The 17,961-nt window shown below is 53.9% G+C and carries 24 protein-coding genes; 12 read left to right on the top strand and 12 right to left on the bottom strand.

Features of this window, described 5'->3' with window-relative positions:
- Positions 1–22 precede the first annotated feature (22 nt).
- The 11 genes from M2447_RS13035 to M2447_RS12985 all read left to right on the top strand — a co-directional run bounded on the left by M2447_RS13035 (position 23) and on the right by M2447_RS12985 (position 8,567).
- Positions 23–1,495, top strand: a complete 1,473-nt coding sequence (locus tag M2447_RS13035; protein ID WP_277558961.1) for a type IV secretory system conjugative DNA transfer family protein — start codon at positions 23–25, stop codon at positions 1,493–1,495.
- Positions 1,496–1,647: 152 nt separating this feature from the next.
- Positions 1,648–2,391 (top strand): AAA family ATPase, encoded by a 744-nt coding sequence (locus tag M2447_RS13030; protein ID WP_277558960.1) that lies wholly within the window; start codon positions 1,648–1,650, stop codon positions 2,389–2,391.
- 111 nt (positions 2,392–2,502) lie between these two features.
- Positions 2,503–2,922: a metalloregulator ArsR/SmtB family transcription factor gene (locus tag M2447_RS13025; protein ID WP_277558959.1), complete on the top strand. Its 420-nt coding sequence runs from the start codon at positions 2,503–2,505 to the stop codon at positions 2,920–2,922.
- A gap of 38 nt (positions 2,923–2,960) precedes the next feature.
- On the top strand, positions 2,961–3,878 hold the full coding sequence (locus tag M2447_RS13020) for an arsenite methyltransferase (RefSeq protein WP_343215395.1): 918 nt from the start codon (positions 2,961–2,963) through the stop codon (positions 3,876–3,878).
- 133 nt (positions 3,879–4,011) lie between these two features.
- Positions 4,012–4,203: a hypothetical protein gene (locus M2447_RS13015; RefSeq protein ID WP_277558957.1), complete on the top strand. Its 192-nt coding sequence runs from the start codon at positions 4,012–4,014 to the stop codon at positions 4,201–4,203.
- Entirely contained in the window at positions 4,196–5,242 is a 1,047-nt protein-coding gene (gene arsB, locus M2447_RS13010) for an ACR3 family arsenite efflux transporter (protein ID WP_277558956.1), read from the top strand. Before M2447_RS13015 ends, arsB begins: the two co-directional genes overlap by 8 nt.
- Before the next feature lie 46 nt (positions 5,243–5,288).
- A complete protein-coding gene (locus M2447_RS13005; RefSeq protein WP_277558955.1) occupies positions 5,289–6,593 on the top strand; it encodes a permease in 1,305 nt (434 codons plus the stop codon).
- 45 nt (positions 6,594–6,638) lie between these two features.
- Entirely contained in the window at positions 6,639–6,872 is a 234-nt protein-coding gene (locus M2447_RS13000) for a thioredoxin family protein (protein ID WP_277558954.1), read from the top strand.
- Positions 6,873–6,906: 34 nt separating this feature from the next.
- Positions 6,907–7,389: a thioredoxin family protein gene (locus M2447_RS12995; RefSeq protein WP_277558953.1), complete on the top strand. Its 483-nt coding sequence runs from the start codon at positions 6,907–6,909 to the stop codon at positions 7,387–7,389.
- A gap of 4 nt (positions 7,390–7,393) precedes the next feature.
- On the top strand, positions 7,394–8,095 hold the full coding sequence (locus M2447_RS12990; RefSeq protein WP_277558952.1) for a cytochrome c biogenesis protein CcdA: 702 nt from the start codon (positions 7,394–7,396) through the stop codon (positions 8,093–8,095).
- A gap of 19 nt (positions 8,096–8,114) precedes the next feature.
- Positions 8,115–8,567 carry an arsenate reductase ArsC gene (locus M2447_RS12985; protein ID WP_277558951.1) on the top strand — a complete coding sequence of 151 codons (453 nt, stop codon included), beginning with the start codon at positions 8,115–8,117 and terminating at the stop codon, positions 8,565–8,567.
- A 36-nt stretch (positions 8,568–8,603) separates the two neighbouring features.
- Here the strand turns inward: M2447_RS12985 and M2447_RS12980 are convergent, their stop codons facing one another.
- The 9 genes from M2447_RS12980 to M2447_RS12940 form a co-directional block, all read right to left on the bottom strand.
- Positions 8,604–9,503 (bottom strand): AraC family transcriptional regulator, encoded by a 900-nt coding sequence (locus M2447_RS12980; protein WP_277558950.1) that lies wholly within the window; start codon positions 9,501–9,503, stop codon positions 8,604–8,606.
- Between the two features lie 173 nt (positions 9,504–9,676).
- Positions 9,677–10,462, bottom strand: a complete 786-nt coding sequence (locus tag M2447_RS12975; RefSeq protein ID WP_277558949.1) for a hypothetical protein — start codon at positions 10,460–10,462, stop codon at positions 9,677–9,679.
- Positions 10,463–10,525: 63 nt separating this feature from the next.
- Complete coding sequence (locus M2447_RS12970; protein ID WP_277558948.1) at positions 10,526–10,903, bottom strand: hypothetical protein; 378 nt, start codon at positions 10,901–10,903, stop codon at positions 10,526–10,528.
- Positions 10,904–11,010: 107 nt separating this feature from the next.
- Positions 11,011–11,313, bottom strand: a complete 303-nt coding sequence (locus M2447_RS12965) for a hypothetical protein (RefSeq protein WP_277558947.1) — start codon at positions 11,311–11,313, stop codon at positions 11,011–11,013.
- A complete protein-coding gene (locus M2447_RS12960) occupies positions 11,310–11,837 on the bottom strand; it encodes a hypothetical protein (RefSeq protein ID WP_277558945.1) in 528 nt (175 codons plus the stop codon). The genes M2447_RS12965 and M2447_RS12960 overlap by 4 nt, the downstream gene beginning before the upstream one ends.
- Positions 11,834–12,901 carry a TrbI/VirB10 family protein gene (locus tag M2447_RS12955; RefSeq protein ID WP_277558944.1) on the bottom strand — a complete coding sequence of 356 codons (1,068 nt, stop codon included), beginning with the start codon at positions 12,899–12,901 and terminating at the stop codon, positions 11,834–11,836. The genes M2447_RS12960 and M2447_RS12955 overlap by 4 nt, the downstream gene beginning before the upstream one ends.
- Positions 12,898–13,794: a hypothetical protein gene (locus M2447_RS12950; protein WP_277558943.1), complete on the bottom strand. Its 897-nt coding sequence runs from the start codon at positions 13,792–13,794 to the stop codon at positions 12,898–12,900. The genes M2447_RS12955 and M2447_RS12950 overlap by 4 nt, the downstream gene beginning before the upstream one ends.
- A complete protein-coding gene (locus M2447_RS12945; RefSeq protein ID WP_277558942.1) occupies positions 13,767–14,390 on the bottom strand; it encodes a hypothetical protein in 624 nt (207 codons plus the stop codon). The genes M2447_RS12950 and M2447_RS12945 overlap by 28 nt, the downstream gene beginning before the upstream one ends.
- Before the next feature lie 60 nt (positions 14,391–14,450).
- Positions 14,451–15,419 carry a hypothetical protein gene (locus tag M2447_RS12940; RefSeq protein WP_277558941.1) on the bottom strand — a complete coding sequence of 323 codons (969 nt, stop codon included), beginning with the start codon at positions 15,417–15,419 and terminating at the stop codon, positions 14,451–14,453.
- A gap of 223 nt (positions 15,420–15,642) precedes the next feature.
- Between M2447_RS12940 and M2447_RS12935 the strand changes: the two genes are divergently transcribed.
- Positions 15,643–16,536, top strand: coding sequence for a hypothetical protein (locus tag M2447_RS12935; protein WP_277558940.1), 894 nt, complete (start codon positions 15,643–15,645; stop codon positions 16,534–16,536).
- A gap of 27 nt (positions 16,537–16,563) precedes the next feature.
- On the opposite strand, the gene M2447_RS12930 is transcribed toward M2447_RS12935, so the two are convergent.
- The 3 genes from M2447_RS12930 to M2447_RS12920 form a co-directional block, all read right to left on the bottom strand.
- On the bottom strand, positions 16,564–17,163 hold the full coding sequence (locus tag M2447_RS12930; protein ID WP_277558939.1) for a mobile mystery protein B: 600 nt from the start codon (positions 17,161–17,163) through the stop codon (positions 16,564–16,566).
- A complete protein-coding gene (locus M2447_RS12925; protein ID WP_277558938.1) occupies positions 17,160–17,621 on the bottom strand; it encodes a helix-turn-helix domain-containing protein in 462 nt (153 codons plus the stop codon). Before M2447_RS12925 ends, M2447_RS12930 begins: the two co-directional genes overlap by 4 nt.
- A 127-nt stretch (positions 17,622–17,748) precedes the next feature.
- On the bottom strand, positions 17,749–17,961 hold a 213-nt coding region (locus M2447_RS12920; protein WP_277558936.1), incomplete at its 5' end, for a hypothetical protein.

The following is a 17,961-nucleotide window of genomic DNA, read 5'->3' as shown; positions in this document are numbered from 1 at the left end:
GTTTACCATTATGCCGTTACACATGCTTCTTGTCGCCGTGAGTCTCGCATGCGCTTGGGGTGCGCTGCGGATTGGGGTGCCGTCGGACGTCGCGATAGCGATGTCGGCGGGGTTTGGCATGTTTGCCGCTTGGCAACTTGTGTGCGGGGTGCTGGCGGCGCGCAGTCGCCCGCGTGCAAAACCGATTTTGACGCTGGGCGGGTTTTCTTGGTCGCAGAATGACTTTTGTCGCGGGTGGCTCGTCACCGGCGAAACGGGAAGCGGCAAGACGCTTTCGGCGATCAATGCGATGCTCTGGCAGGTTTCGCGAAACTGTCCGCGTTGGGGCGGCATCTGCATCGACGACAAGGGGCTTTATTGGGAAACACTCTCGGCGATGTTCAAGCATCTCGGACGCGAGGACGATTTGATTCTGCTGCAAGTGCGTCCGGACGACGCGCCCGCCGATTGGGAGCCGCCGCACACGTTTAATTATCTTGAGGATGCCCGCCTGCCTTTTTCGGCAAAGGCCAAGGATGTTTGCGATGTGGCCGCGTCGCTCGGGCAGGATGGCGACCAGACGTTTTTCAAGACACAGGCGGAAATCCAGATGAGCTTTGCATTTCAAGCGCTGGCGTGCGTCGGGATGCCCGTCACGCTCGATAATGCTTACGAATTGCTCTCGTCGGATGTGATGATGAAGGAAATTGTCGGAATGTTGGACAATAAAAACACGCCGGAAGCGCGCGAGTTGCTTGCTCATTACGAAACGCAAATTGCCAGCCAGCCCATCGAACAACTTGGCGGTGTGCGCGGCACGCTTGCCAATCGGCTGAAACATTTCACGCCCCCTGATATTGCAAAGGTGTTTTGTCCGAAAAAATCGACCTTCTCGTTTTCAGAAATCGACCGGGGAAAAGTGATATGCGTTTCGATTCCACAGCGGTTCAAAACTGAACGCCGGTATATCCATACGCTGCTCAAGCTCGTGTTTTATTCGCATGTGTTGCTGCGTTTCGACCGACCCTCGAAGGAACGCGCCGGAGACAACCTGCTCGTTTTATGGGCGGATGAAGCGCAAAAGATCGTGACCGCGAATCATGACGGCACGAGCGATTACAATGTCGTGGATGTGATGCGTGAAGCCAGGGCAACCGTCGTGGCTGCGACACAAAGCTACACATCGCTCATTCCGCCGATTGGCGATGAGAAAAAGGCGAAGGTGTTCATCGCGAACATGGCAAACCGCATCATGTTCAAAGCCGCCGATGAAGAGTCGGCCAAAATCGCCGCCGACACGCTCGGCAAAAAGAAATACAAGAAGCGCACTTACGGTTATTCGGCGGGCAAGCGCACGACCTCGTTTTCCGAGGAGGAAAAATATTATATCGAACCACATGAGTTTCGCCGGCTGCGGAAGTTTCAGGCTGTGGTGCAACATTGTGAAGCGGGGTTTCGCCGTGTGGTGCTTCCGCCGCGTGAAGCCGATGGGCGCGTGTGCGAATGGTTTCGCTAAGATTTCCCTCCATGAATACATCCCTGCCTGCCAGTGCAAACATTGGCGTCGATTGGTTCAGCCAGCGTCGTGAACAACTCCGCAACCTCGGCGCGCATCTTCGCGAGCACATCAAGGGACAATCGCATGTTATCGGGCGTGTCGAATCTGTGTTGCGGCGAGGCGAACTCGGCCTTGCGCATCCGGGGCGTCCGAAAGGCTCGTTTTTGTTCGTCGGCCCGACCGGTGTTGGTAAAACAGAAATTACAAATGCCTTCACCGATTATCTTTTCAACGGGTTGAAACCCGTTCGTTTCGATATGTCGGAATATCAAAACCAATCGTCTGTCGAAAAACTCATTGGTGAAAAAGTCGGTGATATTGGACTGCTCGGACGCGCGCTTGCAAAGGCGGATTGCGGCACGCTGCTTTTCGATGAAGTGGAAAAGGCGCATCCGCTCGTGCTCGATCTTTTCCTGCAAATCCTCGATGACGCGAGCATCACACTCGCCACTGGTGAACGGAAAAATCTCTCGCGGTTCTATGTCGTTTTTACCTCAAACATAGGCGCGGGGGAAGCGATGCGGATGCAGTCCGCGCCCTTTGCGAGCATTGAGCGCACTGTGCTCGCGCGGGTGGGGCAACAGCTCCGGCCTGAGCTTGTGGGCCGTATGACTGAAAAAATCGTGTTCTCCCGTCTGAGTTACGATGTGCAACGCGAAATCTGCGAGGCCATGATCGCGGGAGAATGCGCCCGTTTGCATAAACTTGGGCACATTATCACGGTCACTCCGGCAGACTTGGAAACGATTTTGCGGGAGGGGTGCCACAAAACTTTAGGAGCACGCCCCATGCGTGGAGCAGTTGAACGTTTTTTGCAGGACAGAATTACGGGGGCATTGCTTGGCGTCTCTTAGAGCTTGAAAACAAACACATTGCATCAAACCAAGGACGTATTTTTCAAATTTATTATCGTTTTGGTGAATATACGTATTGACGAATACTTGTTATTACGAATGTTGAAACGCATGGAACTCGTGAAAATCTATGAATGCCTCTGCGACCGCACGCGGTTGCGCATATTGAACCTGCTCTGCTCGGGCCCGCTGTGCGTTTGCCATATTCAGGAAGTCCTCGGCGAATCGCAGGTAAAAATCTCGCGGCACCTGAACTACCTTAAAACACGGGACATGGTTGTCGTTCAACGCGAGGCCAACTGGATGATTTACAGTATTCCAGAAAAACGGTCGCGGGAACTCGACGCCAACCTTGCGTGCCTTCAAGACTGCGCTAGTGAGGACAAGCTGATCGTCCGCGACAACGCCCGTTTGAAAAAAGTCCGCGCCCGTCTGCGCAAGGATGATTCCGCCGCCGCCGCGATCTGCTGCGGGAAGCCTGGAAAATCCATCAAGCACGGCAAGACGGCCGGCGCGTCGTGCGGCTGCTAACCAAATCATTCAATCCGCCCCTAGTATTCTCTATTATTATGAAAACTGACAATACGCCCATTTCTACATCAACAACATCGTCTGATTCCGCGCCGGACGCCGAAGCTCTCCGCGAGGCTGTGCGCGCCCGCTACCGTGCAATCGCAAGCGGTGAAACCACATTAACCGAGGGCAACAAACAAGACAGCGAAACTGGCGAATCGTGCTGCTGTTCGGGCAAGTCTGAAAAAGAAGCGCCGCAACAAAGCGGCTGCTGCGCAACGCCCGACGCACAAGCGCACACCCTCGGATACACCGCCGATGACATAGCCTCTGTGCCGAAGGGCGCGAATATGGGTCTTGGTTGTGGAAATCCCGTTGCCATTGCCTCCTTGCGCGCGGGGCAAGTGGTTCTCGACCTCGGTTCCGGCGCGGGCTTTGACGCGTTCCTTGCCGCTCGCGAGGTTGGGGAAACCGGTCGTGTGATCGGTGTGGATATGACGCCTGAAATGGTTTCCAAGGCGCGTGCGAACGCGCGCGCCGGCGGTTTTTCGCAAGTCGAGTTTCGCCTTGGGGAAATCGAGGCGTTGCCGGTCGCGGACTCCTGCGTCGATGTGATTATTTCGAACTGCGTGATCAATCTGTGCCCTGACAAACGTCCCGTGTATCGCGAGGCCTTTCGCGTTCTCAAGCCGGGCGGGCGCATTGTCGTTTCCGATGTCGTCGCGCGCGAGGAAATGCCTGACGAGATAAAAAAGGATTTCGCGCTTTATTCCGGCTGTCTGTCCGGCGCGACATTGTTGGCGGACTTGGAGAAGATTCTGTCCGATGCCGGATTTGTCGATGTGTCGATTCAGCCAAAGGGCAACAGCGATGAGGTTATCACAAGCTGGGAGGCGAAGCGCGGATTTGAAGAAAAAGTTTTTGCTGCGGAAGTGACTGCGCGCAAACCGGGGCCCAAATGCTGCTGTGGTTAAAACAAGTCCCCAGAGAAGCATTTGCTAATTCCCATAATTTACCATGTCTGACTGCTGTAATTCTAAAGAACCGACTCCATCCGAGTCCAAACCCGAGGAGCAACTTTGCTATTGTTTCGACCTCACCCGTGGAATGATTCGCCACGAAATCCAAGAAACAGGAAAGTCCACCGCGATAGAACACATCAAAGCCTCCATGAAAAATGAAGGCTGCTCATGCAAAACCAAAAACCCCAAGGGAGCCTGCTGTCTTGGCGATGTGCAGGCTGCAATAGATTCGGAGCATGTGTCATTACAAAAACAATCCGCCGCTCGTCATGTCTGATTCCGTAGTCAAAAACATGTCGTTTCTCGACCGTTATCTCACGGTCTGGATATTTGCCGCGATGGGAGTTGGCGTTTTGCTCGGGCATTTCGTGGTAACCGACCCCGAGACGTTTTTTGCGCCCATGACGGTCGGCACGACAAACCTGCCCATCGCAATCGGCCTCATTTTGATGATGTATCCGCCGCTGGCAAAAGTGCGCTACTCGCAGTTGCCAAAGGTTTTTGCAGATAGGCGAATCCTCGCGCTGTCACTCGTGCAAAACTGGCTGGTCGGGCCGGCGCTCATGTTTGCGTTGTCGATGATTTTTCTGCGAGATCATCCTGATTACATGGTGGGCCTCATTCTGGTGGGAATTGCCCGCTGCATTGCAATGGTGCTCGTTTGGAATGATCTTGCAAAGGGCAGCAATGAATATGCCGCCGCGCTTGTGGCGCTTAACAGTATCGCGCAAATCTTGTTTTATAGTTTTTATGCGTGGGTGTTCATCACGGTTTTGCCACCGTATTTCGGCATGGAAGGCGCGGTGGTGCCTGTAAAGATAGCCGATATTTTTTGGAGTGTGATGGTGTATCTCGGCATCCCGTTCGCGGCAGGCATCCTAAGTCGTGTCATTCTCATTCCGCTCAAGGGGCAGGAGTGGTTTGATAAGAAATTCCTGCCTCGAATTTCGCCGCTGACGCTGATCGCACTGCTGTTTACCATCGTGGTGATGTTCACCTTCAAGGGTGACACCATCGTTTCGCTGCCCTTGGATGTGTTGCGCATTGCGGTGCCGCTGACGATCTATTTTGCGGTGATGTTCGGCGTGAGTTTTTTCATGTCGAAATGGCTTGGCGCCGATTATCCGCGCGCTACCACGCTGGCTTTTACTTCGGCGGGAAATAATTTCGAACTGGCGATAGCGGTTGCCATCGCAGTGTTCGGCATCGGTTCGGGCGTGGCTTTCGCCGCCGTGGTCGGGCCGCTTATCGAAGTGCCGGTGCTCATTGGTCTGGTGCATGTGGCACTGCGGCTAAGGAAACGATTCGGTCACTAACACAGGGAAAGTAATTTTTGCACGACACTCGCCAATCAACGAACCGATGAGCAAGGGCAAGGAAATCAAAATATTCATTTTAATGGCGGCGGTTTTCACCGTTTTCTATTACTTGCCGCTCGGCTGGCCCCGTTTTGACTCGGCCATTGCAGAGTCGTTGGCCCTGACGAAATGGTATGCGAGGGAGCATGTCATTCTGTGTCTGCTTCCTGCGTTTTGGATTGCCGGAGGGATAGGCTCGTTTGTTTCGCAGCAATCGGTGATGCGATATTTGGGGCCGACTGCGCCAAAGGCTCTTAGCTACGGCGTGGCATCGGTTGCGGGAACCATCCTTGCGGTATGTTCATGCACCATATTGCCGTTGTTTTCGGGCATATACCGAATGGGGGCGGGGCTCGGCCCAGCGACGGCTTTTTTATATTCAGGCCCGGCGATCAATGCACTCGCCATTATTCTCACTGCAAAAGTGCTCGGCTGGCAACTTGGTGCCGCGCGCGCGATATTCGCGATCGTTTTTTCCATTGTTATCGGGGCAACCATGCACTTTTTGTTCCGGCACGAGGAGCGCGCCAAGGTGATTAAAATGGCGGAAATGCCAAAACCTTCCGCAACGCGTCCGCTTTGGCAAACAGCGTCGTTTTTTGCCGTCATGGTGGGGATTCTTGTTTTTGCAAATTGGGGAAGCCCGTCAAACGACGAAGCCGGTTTTTTTGCCATTGTCTTTGCCGCCAAGTGGGTAATCGCGGCAATTCTCGCAGCGCTATTGGGACTAATGCTTTGGCGGTGGCTCAAACTATCAGGTGTCAAGATTCTGATTACGGCAATCGGCACAGTTGTATTTTGCATTTTTGTCCCAGGGCATCCCGAGGGGGCGGTTTTGCTCGTGATGGCGGGTTTGGTTTGGGCAACAGCCGGACACAACGGGGAGGCGGGGGATTGGTTTGAACAGTCTTGGATAAACGCCAAGCAGATATTCCCGCTTTTGATTGGCGGAGTGCTCGTCGCGGGTCTGCTTCTCGGGCGTCCCGGTCGGGAAGGGCTGATTCCCTCGGAATGGATAACAAGCTCGCTCGGGGGAAACTCTTTTGGGGCAAACGCCTTCGCAGCGGTTGCAGGAAGCCTCATGTATTTCGCCACGCTGACGGAAATCCCCATTTTGCAAGGGCTGCTTGGAAACGGCATGGGGCAAGGGCCGGCGCTTGCACTATTGCTTTCCGGCCCCGCGCTTAGCCTGCCAAGCATGATCGTGATAAACTCCGTTTTAGGCATAAAGAAAACCGCCGCCTATGTGAGTTTGGTTGTCTGCCTGTCCGCGCTGATCGGCTGGGGTTATGGGGCATGGGTGACCTGATTATTTTCCCAACTGAAAAACGAAACATACATCTCAAAACACATCATGAAAAAAATACAAATCCTCGGCACGGGCTGCGCCAAATGCCGCCAACTCGCGGAAGTCGCCGACACCGCCGCCAAGCAACTTGGCATTGATTACGAACTGACCAAAGTCACCGATCTGAACGACATCGCCGCGTTCGGCGTCATGTTCACGCCCGCGCTTGTAGTGGACGGCAACGTGAAAGTAGCCGGAAAAGTTCCGGCCGTCGAGGACGTGAAAACCCTTCTCCAATAAATCATCAATTCAAACGCAACCAACCTCATCAGCCATGAAACGATTCGAAATCATTAGGCTCACGCTTTGTATCGGTTTTTTATTAACGGCCTTGGATGTTTATGCCGCCAATTCGGACAAGACTGCCGATGCCAAGCCCGCGTTGCCCAAGCTGGTCGATTTGGGTGCCGGAAAGTGCATCCCTTGCAAACAAATGAAGCCTATTCTCGACGAACTGAAACGCGATTACGCAAGTCAGTTTGAAACCATTTTTATTGATGTGTGGGAAAATCCCGACGAAGGAAGAAAATATAAAATCCGGCTGATTCCCACGCAGATTTTTTATGACGCATCGGGCAAGGAACTCGCCAGGCATGAGGGATTCATGGCTAAAAAAGACATTCTCACCCAATGGGAAAAGGTCGGCATCACCATTAAAAATCCCGAGCCAAAACCCAACGTCACCAAGACTGCACCGCAAAACGATTCGAGTTTGCTGGCGCAAAGCAGCCGGACCGTGACATCGGGCAATCTGTAATACGATGGAAAACCTGTTTATTTCGCTCACAGACGCGATGAGCGGCGCGCCGCTTGTCGCGTTATGCGCGGCTTTTGCATGGGGTGTGCTGAGCATAGTCCTGAGTCCGTGCCATCTTGCGAGTATTCCGCTCATCGTGGCGTTTTTGCAGGGCGGGGCGACGGTTGTGTCAACGCTGCGGGCAATGGCGCTTTCCATGCTTTTCGCGCTCGGGATACTCGTCTCCATTGCCGTCATAGGCGGGCTGACCGCAGCGGCAGGGCGGATGCTCGGCGATCTCGGGTCTTGGGGAAACTACGGGGTGGCGGTCGTATTTTTCGTTTTTGGCCTGTATCTTCTCGACATATTGCGTCTTCCGGAAATGTGGCGGCCCGCGCCCAATCAAAAACGACGAGGGCCGGTCGGCGCACTCGTTTTCGGATTGGTCTTCGGCCTTGCGCTGGGGCCCTGCACGTTTGGTTTCATGGCTCCCGTTCTTGGTGTTACGTTTCGTGTTTCCGCAACTCAAACCCTGTTTGCCTTGGGGTTGCTGGCGATGTTCGGCATCGGGCATTGCTCGGTGATCGCATTGGCCGGGACTTCGACAACACTGGTGCAACGCTGGCTTTCGTGGCAAAATGATTCATCGGCAGGGAAATGGCTGCGCCGAGGCTGTGGCGCGCTTATCATCACTGCCGGCATCTATCTAATCGTGTCCGCTCATTAGTATAAAACCATCCGTTTTTATGAATAAAAATCGCCCGTCTGTCTTAGTATTATGCACTGGAAATTCATGTCGCAGTCAAATGGCAGAGGGCTTTTTGCGTGCTGCCGCAGGCGATATTATAGACGTTTACAGCGCCGGTTCAAAGCCAGCTGGACACATTCATCCGCTTGCCGTGCAAGTAATGCGCGAGGCGGGAATCGACCTCTCCGCCGAGCCATACAGATCAAAATCGTGGAATGAGTTTTTGAATAAGAAAATAACCACTGTCATTACTGTTTGCGGCAACGCTGATGCCGCCTGTCCCTTTTTCCCAGGACAAGTGAACAGGCATCACTGGCGTTTTGACGACCCTGCGTGTGCCGTCGGCACTGACGAAGAAATCCTCGCGGAGTTTCGGCGCATTCGAGACCAGATCAATTTGGTGTTTAGTGCGTATGCGGCGGGATTGCATGAAGGGAATAAGGGTATTTAGGTGGGAAAAGGAGATTTTTGTTAATATAATATAGTGTCATGCAATGTGCTCTTCCCGTAATCGCCGAAACCATCGAGACAAATGGCTTTGGTCGCAAAAGCCGGATTCGATGGCAACTTCCGCGATGGAAAGCCTGCCTTGTTTGATAAGTTTTTCAGCGTGCTGCAATCGTCGGACAAGTATGCAGCGATGTGGAGTGACACCCGTGGAGTATTTGAAAAGTTTGGCAAAATGATCCTTGCTGATGCCAGCGGCACGGGCGAGCGATTCCACATGAATGGAGTCACGCAAATGTTCGTCGATATATGAATATACGCGGTTTAATTGCAGCGCGGTAAGTTTTGGGCCAAGCAAGGCGCGTGCTTGTTCTTGCTTTCGCATTCGAAGCAAATGTGCGGTGAGCATCGTTCCCAATGCCTCCATATAGAGTGGGTGCTCAGCCGGCACGTTTGGATCGCAGAGGTCTTCAAGAATAGATGAGAGATGCCAGATAAGCATGTCACCTTTGGATAATTCGGCGCATGGTTTGATGTGAACACCCGACCAAGCATCACGAAGAGCCAAGCGTTTCAAAAAAGATTCTCCAACACATAAACAAATAAATGCGCCGTCTCTTTCCCAATGGATTGAGCGGGGCAAATTGGCCTCGATAAAAACAATATGCCTTCCGATCAACCATTGTCGTTGTTCAGGTTGGTTTGGCGGAGTCCATGACAGCTCTGTTTCCGCCGTTTCATTTGTTATCAGGATAAGTTGGTGCTGGTCGCACTTGTATTCAGGCCAATGGTGCGCACGTTCGAAACTATAATAAATTCCTATGTCTCGAAATCGTGTGCACGAAAACTTCTCATTAGGCTGGGGGCTTCCGGTCTTGGTGAATTTCCCCCCGTGGTTGTTTTTGGGATACTCATTGGGACTTGGTGTGGGTGGCAACATGGTGTGTGCAACGCCACGGCTTCATGCCGAAGTGTTTGCATATTACTAACAAAAAGTGCGCCACAAGTCTTGGATAAAAACGCGATTTGCAGGAACAAAACAGGGTTTATTTATGCGCAAATTTATCCTGTTCCGGCGCAATCAGAAGCACTTTTTGAAACGCCTCTTTGAAGTTAAGCTGAAGGTCTGCCGGGGCGGGGGTTTTGGACAATGCCGTGTTTTTTACAAAAACGCCGGATGTCTTTCGTCGCCACTGTGATTTTTTGGACGCTAAGATGCTTTGTAAAATCACGCGTGCAATAGCACGCCTTGGGGTGATTGAGCATGTAATGAAGCACGGAGAGTTTCCACCAGTTTGCGTAGCCATAGTGTGCGCGGGTTATGGTGCCGCGAGGTTGTCCGTGAAAAAAATCTGCTGCTTTGGCAAGGTGTCGAATAAGATTCGGGGTTTTGCTGCATTCTGAAAATGAGGCTTGAAAAAAATGCCCGCTCATAAGGAGCAATGAGGCGCGTTGCAACATGTCGGGCGTGGCCCGCCGCCAAGCGTGCACGAGTAGGAACGGGGCAAGCTCAATGCCGCCTGACGTATTTGCGCCCCCTGCTTGATAGCGACGAATTAGCTCCACGACTTCCGCGCGCGTTAGTCCCCCATAGGGTTTGGATGCGGTATGCTTTTGCGAAAGCAATGAGGCGTCACTTGCAAGGGCAATGTCGGTATTTGCGAACCATGCGAGCAGATGCCGTCCTTGTGTGGAGTGACGCGGAGGATGCGCTTTACCTGAAAGGTGGCGGGAAAGTCGCGAGCGCGTGTCAGGGTTCAGAAACGCGCTGAAAAGCCAGTGCCGCAAGTTTGGAGACTCGCGCAAAAGTTGAATAAAAAGCGTAACGCAGGCCGCATCGTTTCCGTTGGCAATCGTTGCGAAGAGGTCGTCGTCGAGGCTAGTTGAATTGTCAGACATACAGGCAAAAAAGCGGGGAATGTTTCACGCATCGCCCCGCTCGTTTTGAAGCAGTTTTGTTTTCTATGCGGAAATGCCGTTTCCTGTCGGTTGACGCATTGATTGGCGCGCCGCCTCATCCTTGGCGACCCGGACAAATGCCCGCTGCCGGTTTTCGGCGGGGACGTTTTTGATGCGCTCCTCGACCTTCGCCTTGATGTCAGGATTTTGATTCACCCATTGAATGATTTCCTGATCACGCTGCTGGGTGTATTCGTTGCGTTGCATTTTGCCGAGCATGAGCTTTCGGATAAGCTGCTCCTTGGTCATTTCGTTATAGTAATCGTAGAGCTTGGGATTGTCCGCGATGTATTTGGTGAGTTTGGCGTCGATTTCAGGGTTGATGCGGGTGTTGGCGCCTTCCCTGGCCTTTTTCTCTGCGATGGATTGTTTGAGTGACATGTTTTTATTTGTGGGTTCCCCAGCCATTGATTGAGCAAGGCGGCTGGTCGCCAGTGGCGGTTGACCTTGTGCGGGCGAGGGTTCGCCCAAAAAACGGTGAGTGCGGTTTATAGATCGAGAAGAGTTTGACCGTAGTGGCCGTCGTCGTCGGGGATGAGGTCGCTGCCGGAAATATTCAGCACGGATTCCTCAAAGGCGCGCGTGATTTCCCAAGGCGGCGCGCCGGCAAGCCATAGTCGCATAAGATCGTCGGCAGGCGGCGATTTGCCGTAAGTCTTGGCGAGGTGCGTTTCGGCCTGCTCAAAATTTTTCCGGTGATGCGGGCCGATGGCGAGAGGAACGACGGCATCAGTTGATTCCTTCGTTTCCTCTGTTGTGTTTTCAGGCATGGGTGGCGCGTTGGTGCTCATGGTTGTTTCGTTGTGGTTGTGTTTTCAGTTGTTGCGGCGGGTTTGTTGCGCAGTTGCGCGACTTCCTTTCGCAGATTGGAAAGCTCATTGGTGAGTGTTTCGTTCTGCTCGATGAGCGCGGCCATGAGGCGGTTTTGAGCGGCCATTTTCTGCTCAACCTCGGCGGGCAATAGTTGCGGTTTTTCGGCTGGGTCGGACAATGCCATCATGGGGCCGAGCGGCACGACAGTCGGCGCGTGCGGGGCGAGATTCCATGCGGCGGGAGTTTCCTTGCGATACACAATGTGCGCCTCGTGCATGAGGTTCGGGTCGCGCGGGTCAATGTATCGGCTCATGGGATACGCGCGCAGTGTTTCGCTTTGGCGGAGTTTTTCGGTGTTGGCCGGGTCGAGTTCGGTGCCGCTTACCGGCGATGCGGCGATGGTGTGGATTACGGGCGGCGGCGCTTTTCTTTTGAAGAGCGAGCAACCGCCGAGTGGAATGCAGGCAACTGCAAGTATGGGGATGAGCGGACGGGTTTTCATGGTGTCGCGGTTTCTTTCTTTTGCCAAAGATCGGCGCGGAGGTTGCCGCGCGTGGCCTTGGACTGGTCGAGGGTTTGGGTGACGTAGAGGTAAAATTGCTTCCCTGCGGGCACGCGGACATAGTAGCCGTCCTGGGCGATGATTTGCTGAATGCGCGCGGCATAGGCGTTGAGCACGTCGGCTGTGCCTTGGAGCGCGGCGTTCTTGGCGGTGGCCTTCGGAACTTGGGTCACGTCGCCATACGCGGTCGTCTGGTCGCGCATTTCCTGCAAACCACCCGCCATGCCCGCGAGGAAGGTAGAGGCGAAAAGTTTTATTTCCTGCCAGTCGTCGGTTTTCAAAATATCGCCGACAAGTCCGGCGCTGCCATCGCGCAAGCCAAACTCTCCGGTGATGTCGTCACGTTGCCGGTCAAGTGCGATGCCGTTTATGACGAGTTCGTTTCCGTTGTTTGTGGTGCGGTCGCGCCAAATGATTATCCACTGGCCGGACGCGGCGATGCGCTCGCGCGCGTGATCGTTTGCGGCGCGTCCGTGAACTTCCGCGCCCGCCGGAATGATAAGCCGTCCGTCGTGCCACACGTCCTCGGTGACAAGGCCGATGATCGGCGTGTCGATTTTCGACGATTCAAGCGTGGTCACGGTTTCGCATGGGATGAGCCGCCCGTAGGGAGCGTAATTTTTTGAAAGATCGGCGGCGCGGGCGGTGGCAACGTCAGACGGAAGCAAGCTGATTGGCAGCGGCGCGGGTTCGTTGGTTTTCGCAGCGGATTGTTCGCCTCGCGCGGCACGCGGACGGGAAATTGTTTCCGCTTCATCGTCTGCGGGTGCGCGCGAGTGCGCGGTTTGCGCCGGACGCGAGGGCGAGGGAACCTTGAGTTCTTGTCCGCCGCGAGTGATGGTGTGGCGTTCCATCGGCGCAGTCGCGGCAGGCGGTTGCGTGATGTTGGGGCGTTGGCTGCGACTGTCGTTGCCGTGAACAAGCATCGCGCAAATGGCGATCAGGACGGCAAGACATGTGAGGCTGCCGACAGGGGTTTTGACAAACTTGATGATGCGTTTCATCGCGGCTCGATGAGTTGCACGTCGCGGGTGACGCGAGGGACAATGATGTTGAATTTATTTTTCACGCTGAGGTTGGCGCGACTGCCGTCCGGTTTTCCAGTGATGGCAAAATAGGCCGTGGTTCCCGCGTGCGGTGGGATGAGTCCCGATGCGTCGGAAACGGACGCGGTGTAAACACGCGAACCAATGCGCGCGGCGAGGCTTTGGGGCTGGTAGGCAACCTCGGTGTCGCCGGTATTTTCCAGCCGCAAGCGAAAGATCAGCGTGTCCTCGGGATCGAAGCGAAAGACTTCCTCGACGGTCACGGAAAACTCCTTGTAGTGCGTGACGGCCTCGCTGATTGGCGGCGCGCGGTGTTCGATTTGTTGCACCGCCTCGGGATATTGGTCGCGGACAATGCGGTAGGATTTTGCGCGGTCGAGGAGTTCAAGAAGCACGTCGGGCGTGGCGCGCTTTGCCAAAGCCGGACTGCGACCCGCGAAACGATCCTCATAAAAAGTGACGGAGCCGTAGGGTTTTTCGGACGCCGTGAACCGGATAATGTAGGTGCGATTTTTCCAGATGACATTGAGGGTGGCCTGCGCGTCCGGCTTGAGCGCGCGGACACTGAGGTAATGGTGTCCGGGCGTGTGCGAGAGCAAAACGGGCGCGGGTGTCTCCGGCTTGGCGGTGATGCCCGCGCTTTCGAGCGCGGACGGCGCGGAGGGAAACATGATCGTCGTCGGCACGTTCATGCCAATGGGGATTTCATAGACGACGCGCTCATCGAGAGGGAATTGTTTCACAACGGGAGCGGCAGTTTTTGAACTGGCATGTATGACGGCGGAGCTGATTGCCGCGAATGCGAGCACGCAAGTGATGCGTGTCAGAGGAGTGAGAATTCGTAGTTCCATACGGCGAGCGGGTAGCGTTTGTTGGCGATCATGTCCGGGTTGCGGACAAGGGTGAGGGTGAGTGCGAAGCGCGGAGATTCGGTGAACGCCTGTCGTTCAAACACGCCAGTGCGCACGAGCTGGCCTTCGATGCGCACAAGCACTTGGTCTTCGCGCGTGCGCAGGATGTCTATTTTGAAAACCTCCGGCTTCTGGTGAATCTGCTTCACCTCGAACTCCTCGCGCGAGGCGAGCAATTCGTTCTGCGCCTTGGTCGCGGCGTCGGTGAGATAAAGCCGTTGCAGCAAATCGGGAAAATCGAAGTTCCTCGGGTTGCGTTGCAAAAGCGCGAGCGCCGACCAGATCGAAAGCGTTTCGTGAAGCGTTTTCGCCTCCTCGAAACCGAGCAATGGCGAGATCGAAAAATTCCCGCCGCCGTCGAGAACGACAACATGCTCACGGGCACGGTGGGCCTCAATTATCAGATAGGGTTGAACCGCCACGAGAACGAGCGCGCCGCACGCAACAAACATCCACATGCGCGCGGCAAAGGCATGGTCGGCAAATAATCTTGCCGGCGAAAACGCGCGTTTTGTTTTCGGTGACGGGAGTCGCACGGCGTTATCGACCGGTATTTCACGCAATGGCGTATCTGGCTGTTTTTCAGTGTTCATTTGTCAGAGTCCAGGAGTGGAAGGGGCTGGCGAAGGCGGAGGGGCGACGTTTGATTGGCTTGTGCTGGATGACGCACCATTTGCTTGCGCCGCCATTGCGGAAACCGCTCCGGCCCGAGGCGCGAGCATGTTGCCGACCATGTTGGCGCGATAGAGCACATCCATTCCTGATTTTCCCAACGCGCCGGGGTTGCCGGCTTCACCCGTAAACGCATAACCTTGGGCAAATATTTTCTGGCAAATGATCGGCGTGCTGATCGTCCCAATCAGCAATGTGAGCGCGGCGAGAATGCCGCCGATGTTGGTAAGAAACGGCGAGTATGCTGCCATTTCGAGCGACGCGGGATCAACGCCGACCACCGAACGAAAATCCTGCCAGATGGCAATGGTGACAAGATTGGTGATCGCAAAGCCGACCGGCCATGCGAGAACGGCAAGCACCTGTTGAAAAAAACGGACGCCGATTTGGGTTGCTCCTGGAATCATGAAGCACGCGAGTGCGAACGGCGTCAGCAGGTAGAGAATCCATCGTAGTATGTATTGCAGGATTATCATTGGCGCGGAAATCAGCGCGCCGATCTGGATGAAAACCCACGACACGGCATCGGTGACCGCGTTGTAGAGCGATTCGTTCAGCTTGCGCCACGACCATTCTTTTTTCTCGGGATTCAGCGTGATGCCTGCGCGCAGTTCCTCGGACGCTCGCGCGGGGTTGTCGTTATACTGCGGGTCAAGGTATGACGCCGCCGCGAGCATGGTGTTTTCCACGAGAGGAAACCACCAGTTCATCGAGGAAACAAGCGCCACGATGGTGATTGCGCGCGCGAGCGGTCGCACGATTTCGCTGTTGGTGTAATGCTGCCTGCTCATGCGAGCGATCAGGCCGGCCACGAGCATCGCAAACACAACAAAGCGAAATGCCGTCACCATCGCGGTGATTTTGTTTTCCAGAACTGGCAGAACGAGGTCCATAATGGTTCGGGTTTTTGTTGCCGAATGTCCGAACCTCGTTGGCGCGAGCCACCGGATTCAGGGCTAATCGTGCCACCAGTATGCCTCGATTGTTTGGGTGCGTATTGGACCTTTCCGTGTTTTTTGAGAATAAAAACGCGAAAATCCCTGCAGACTTAATTCAGGAATACATATTCAAAATAAACTTCTCCTCTTAAGAGCCAATAGGTATGCTGCAATCAATATGTCATCTTCAATCGTTCTCGAACTGCAACATCTCGCAACAGAACCAGATTCCGATGTAGCTCCATTGTTGCGGAAGGCTCTTGTAATCGCCACAAAACTTAAGCGAGAAGACTTTCGCTCTTGGGCCAGCTCAGAGCTAAACGGCTATGATGGGCGTGATGTTCCTGAATACAGGCGGTTACGCGCTTCAATAAGCCTTAAAAATCCCTACCACGGGCTTATTCCCGTCCATTTTCCATCAGAGGAGATGTTCGATTTATTCACACGCATTAACGTTCAAGACCCCATATCAAATTTGATAGCAATTCTTGATGGGCACTCACCAAACAAAACTAACCCCATTTTCCCTCTTTCGCCTAAACAGGAAGCGTTTTTACTGCAAAACCAAGATGGACTGAGTCTCCCTCCGATACGCACTGTGCCAATAAATCAAATTGAAGGCATTATTGAAGCCGTGCGAACAGCAATACTTGAATGGACACTGAAACTTGAAGAAGAAGGTATACTTGGTGAAGGCATGACATTCACACCAGCAGAAAAAAATAAAGCCATGCAAAGTGCTGATATTCGAATCGAAAATTTCCAAGGTATTTTGGGCAACGTAACTCAAAGCTCTGTTACCCAAAACCTAACTCTTAAAATTGAAAAGGAAGACTTTGATTCTTTAAGCCGATATCTTTCTTCAATTGGAGTAGATGAAAAAGAGATTGGCGAGTTGCGGCAATCTCTTGAGCAAGATGGTAAACCAACTGCTAAGGGATTTGGTAGTCGAGTATCACAATGGATAGGGAAAATGGTAACCAAAGCAGCCGATGGAGGTTGGCAGGTTGGAATTGGTGCGGCTGCGAATCTTCTTTCTGATGCAGTTAAGGCCTATTGGGGAATATTATAGTTTTGAAATAAACTGAATTACCGCATTTCAGTTTTTCGCGAAAGCAATCAGCCGTTGCATGTCGCCTTGGTCGGCTTCTTTCAGGGCGGCGATATAGTTTGCGCGAACATCGCCGGATTGCGCGAGGTTTGAGCCGGAGCCCCATGTCAACGGCTTGCCGCCGTTGGCTGCGAGCAACACGTCGGCCATTAGGCGCGAATGCCGTCCGTTGCCGTTTGGCCACGGGTGAATGACCACCATCCGGTGATGCAGGCGCACCGCCGCTTCATCAAGCGGATAGGTGGCGTATTGCACCCATGCTCGAAAATCGTCCATGAGGACTCGCATCCCCTCGGGAATGCGGTGCCATCCCCATCCGAGATTGCGTTCGGTCGTGCGGTATTGGCCGGCCCATTTCCAAACTTGGTTAAACATGCGGCGGTGCAGTTCCCGCGCAAAAAAGTCCGTCGCCAAATCCGCGCGTTTTAACACGGATTTCGACATGGCCCACACACGCGCTTCGTTGATGTTCAGGCGTTCGACTTCGTTAAGCTGGCCGCGCGTGGAAAGGCTCAATTTGAGCGCGTGCAATTCTTCCGGTGCAAGCGGTGTCTGCGCGTCGTCGCTGGCGGAAAAAATTGAATTCATGGGCGGCTGGTTTTTTCGTCGTATGTCGGTGCGGGTGATTGCGGGGCGGGCATGGTCGGAAGGTCGCCAACCGCCTGGCCCTCCAAGGCCATTGAGTGCTCGGTCGCGCGCAAATGTTTGAGTGCTGCGTCATCGCGTGTCGCAAGCTCGGCAAACGATTTTGCAGCCTGTTCCTTCGGCACGAGAAAATAAACCAGCTCGCAATCAAGCGCATCCGCCGCGCGTCGTAATGTGGAGAGTGAAACAGTGCCGTCCGCCTCGCGCTTTTCCATGCTGGCATAGGGCTGCTGGCGGATGCGCATACGCGCGGCAATATCGCGCTGACTTAGCCCCAAGGCTTCGCGGACAGCGCGCAGCCAACCTTTTGCGGGTGCGTTGATTTTCCCACGCAAGTCGTGCTTGGCTTCGATTTCCTCATCCAAACCGCGAAGCAGGATTTCTTGGAGTTCTGTTTTCATACATCTTTAAGAGTGTCGATATGCAATAAATGGACATCTTAAAGAATGTCAATACGAGTAAAATAGACATCTTTTAAGATGTCTAAATAGATCCCGACCTTGGCAACTTGACAGCTTGGACACTTGGCTATCGCACGTTTTTGCGCGGATTGAGTGAGCGCATGAATGTCGCAACGCGCTGATTGGCGATGTAGTTGTCTTTTGCCGCAAGATCGGCTGCGGCAAGCTGCTCAATTTCGCGACGGTTGAGGTTACCCCTGATTTGTGGACAGGAGGTGCAGACATAACCACAAAAGAAAAACAAACATGCCAAAAACAAAACCAGCCTACACGCCGGAAT

Source organism: Ereboglobus sp. PH5-10 (assembly GCF_029504735.1).
Classification (GTDB): domain Bacteria; phylum Verrucomicrobiota; class Verrucomicrobiia; order Opitutales; family Opitutaceae; genus Ereboglobus.
Note: the sequence above shows the minus strand (reverse complement) of the source record. Positions and strands in the feature narration are given on the sequence as shown.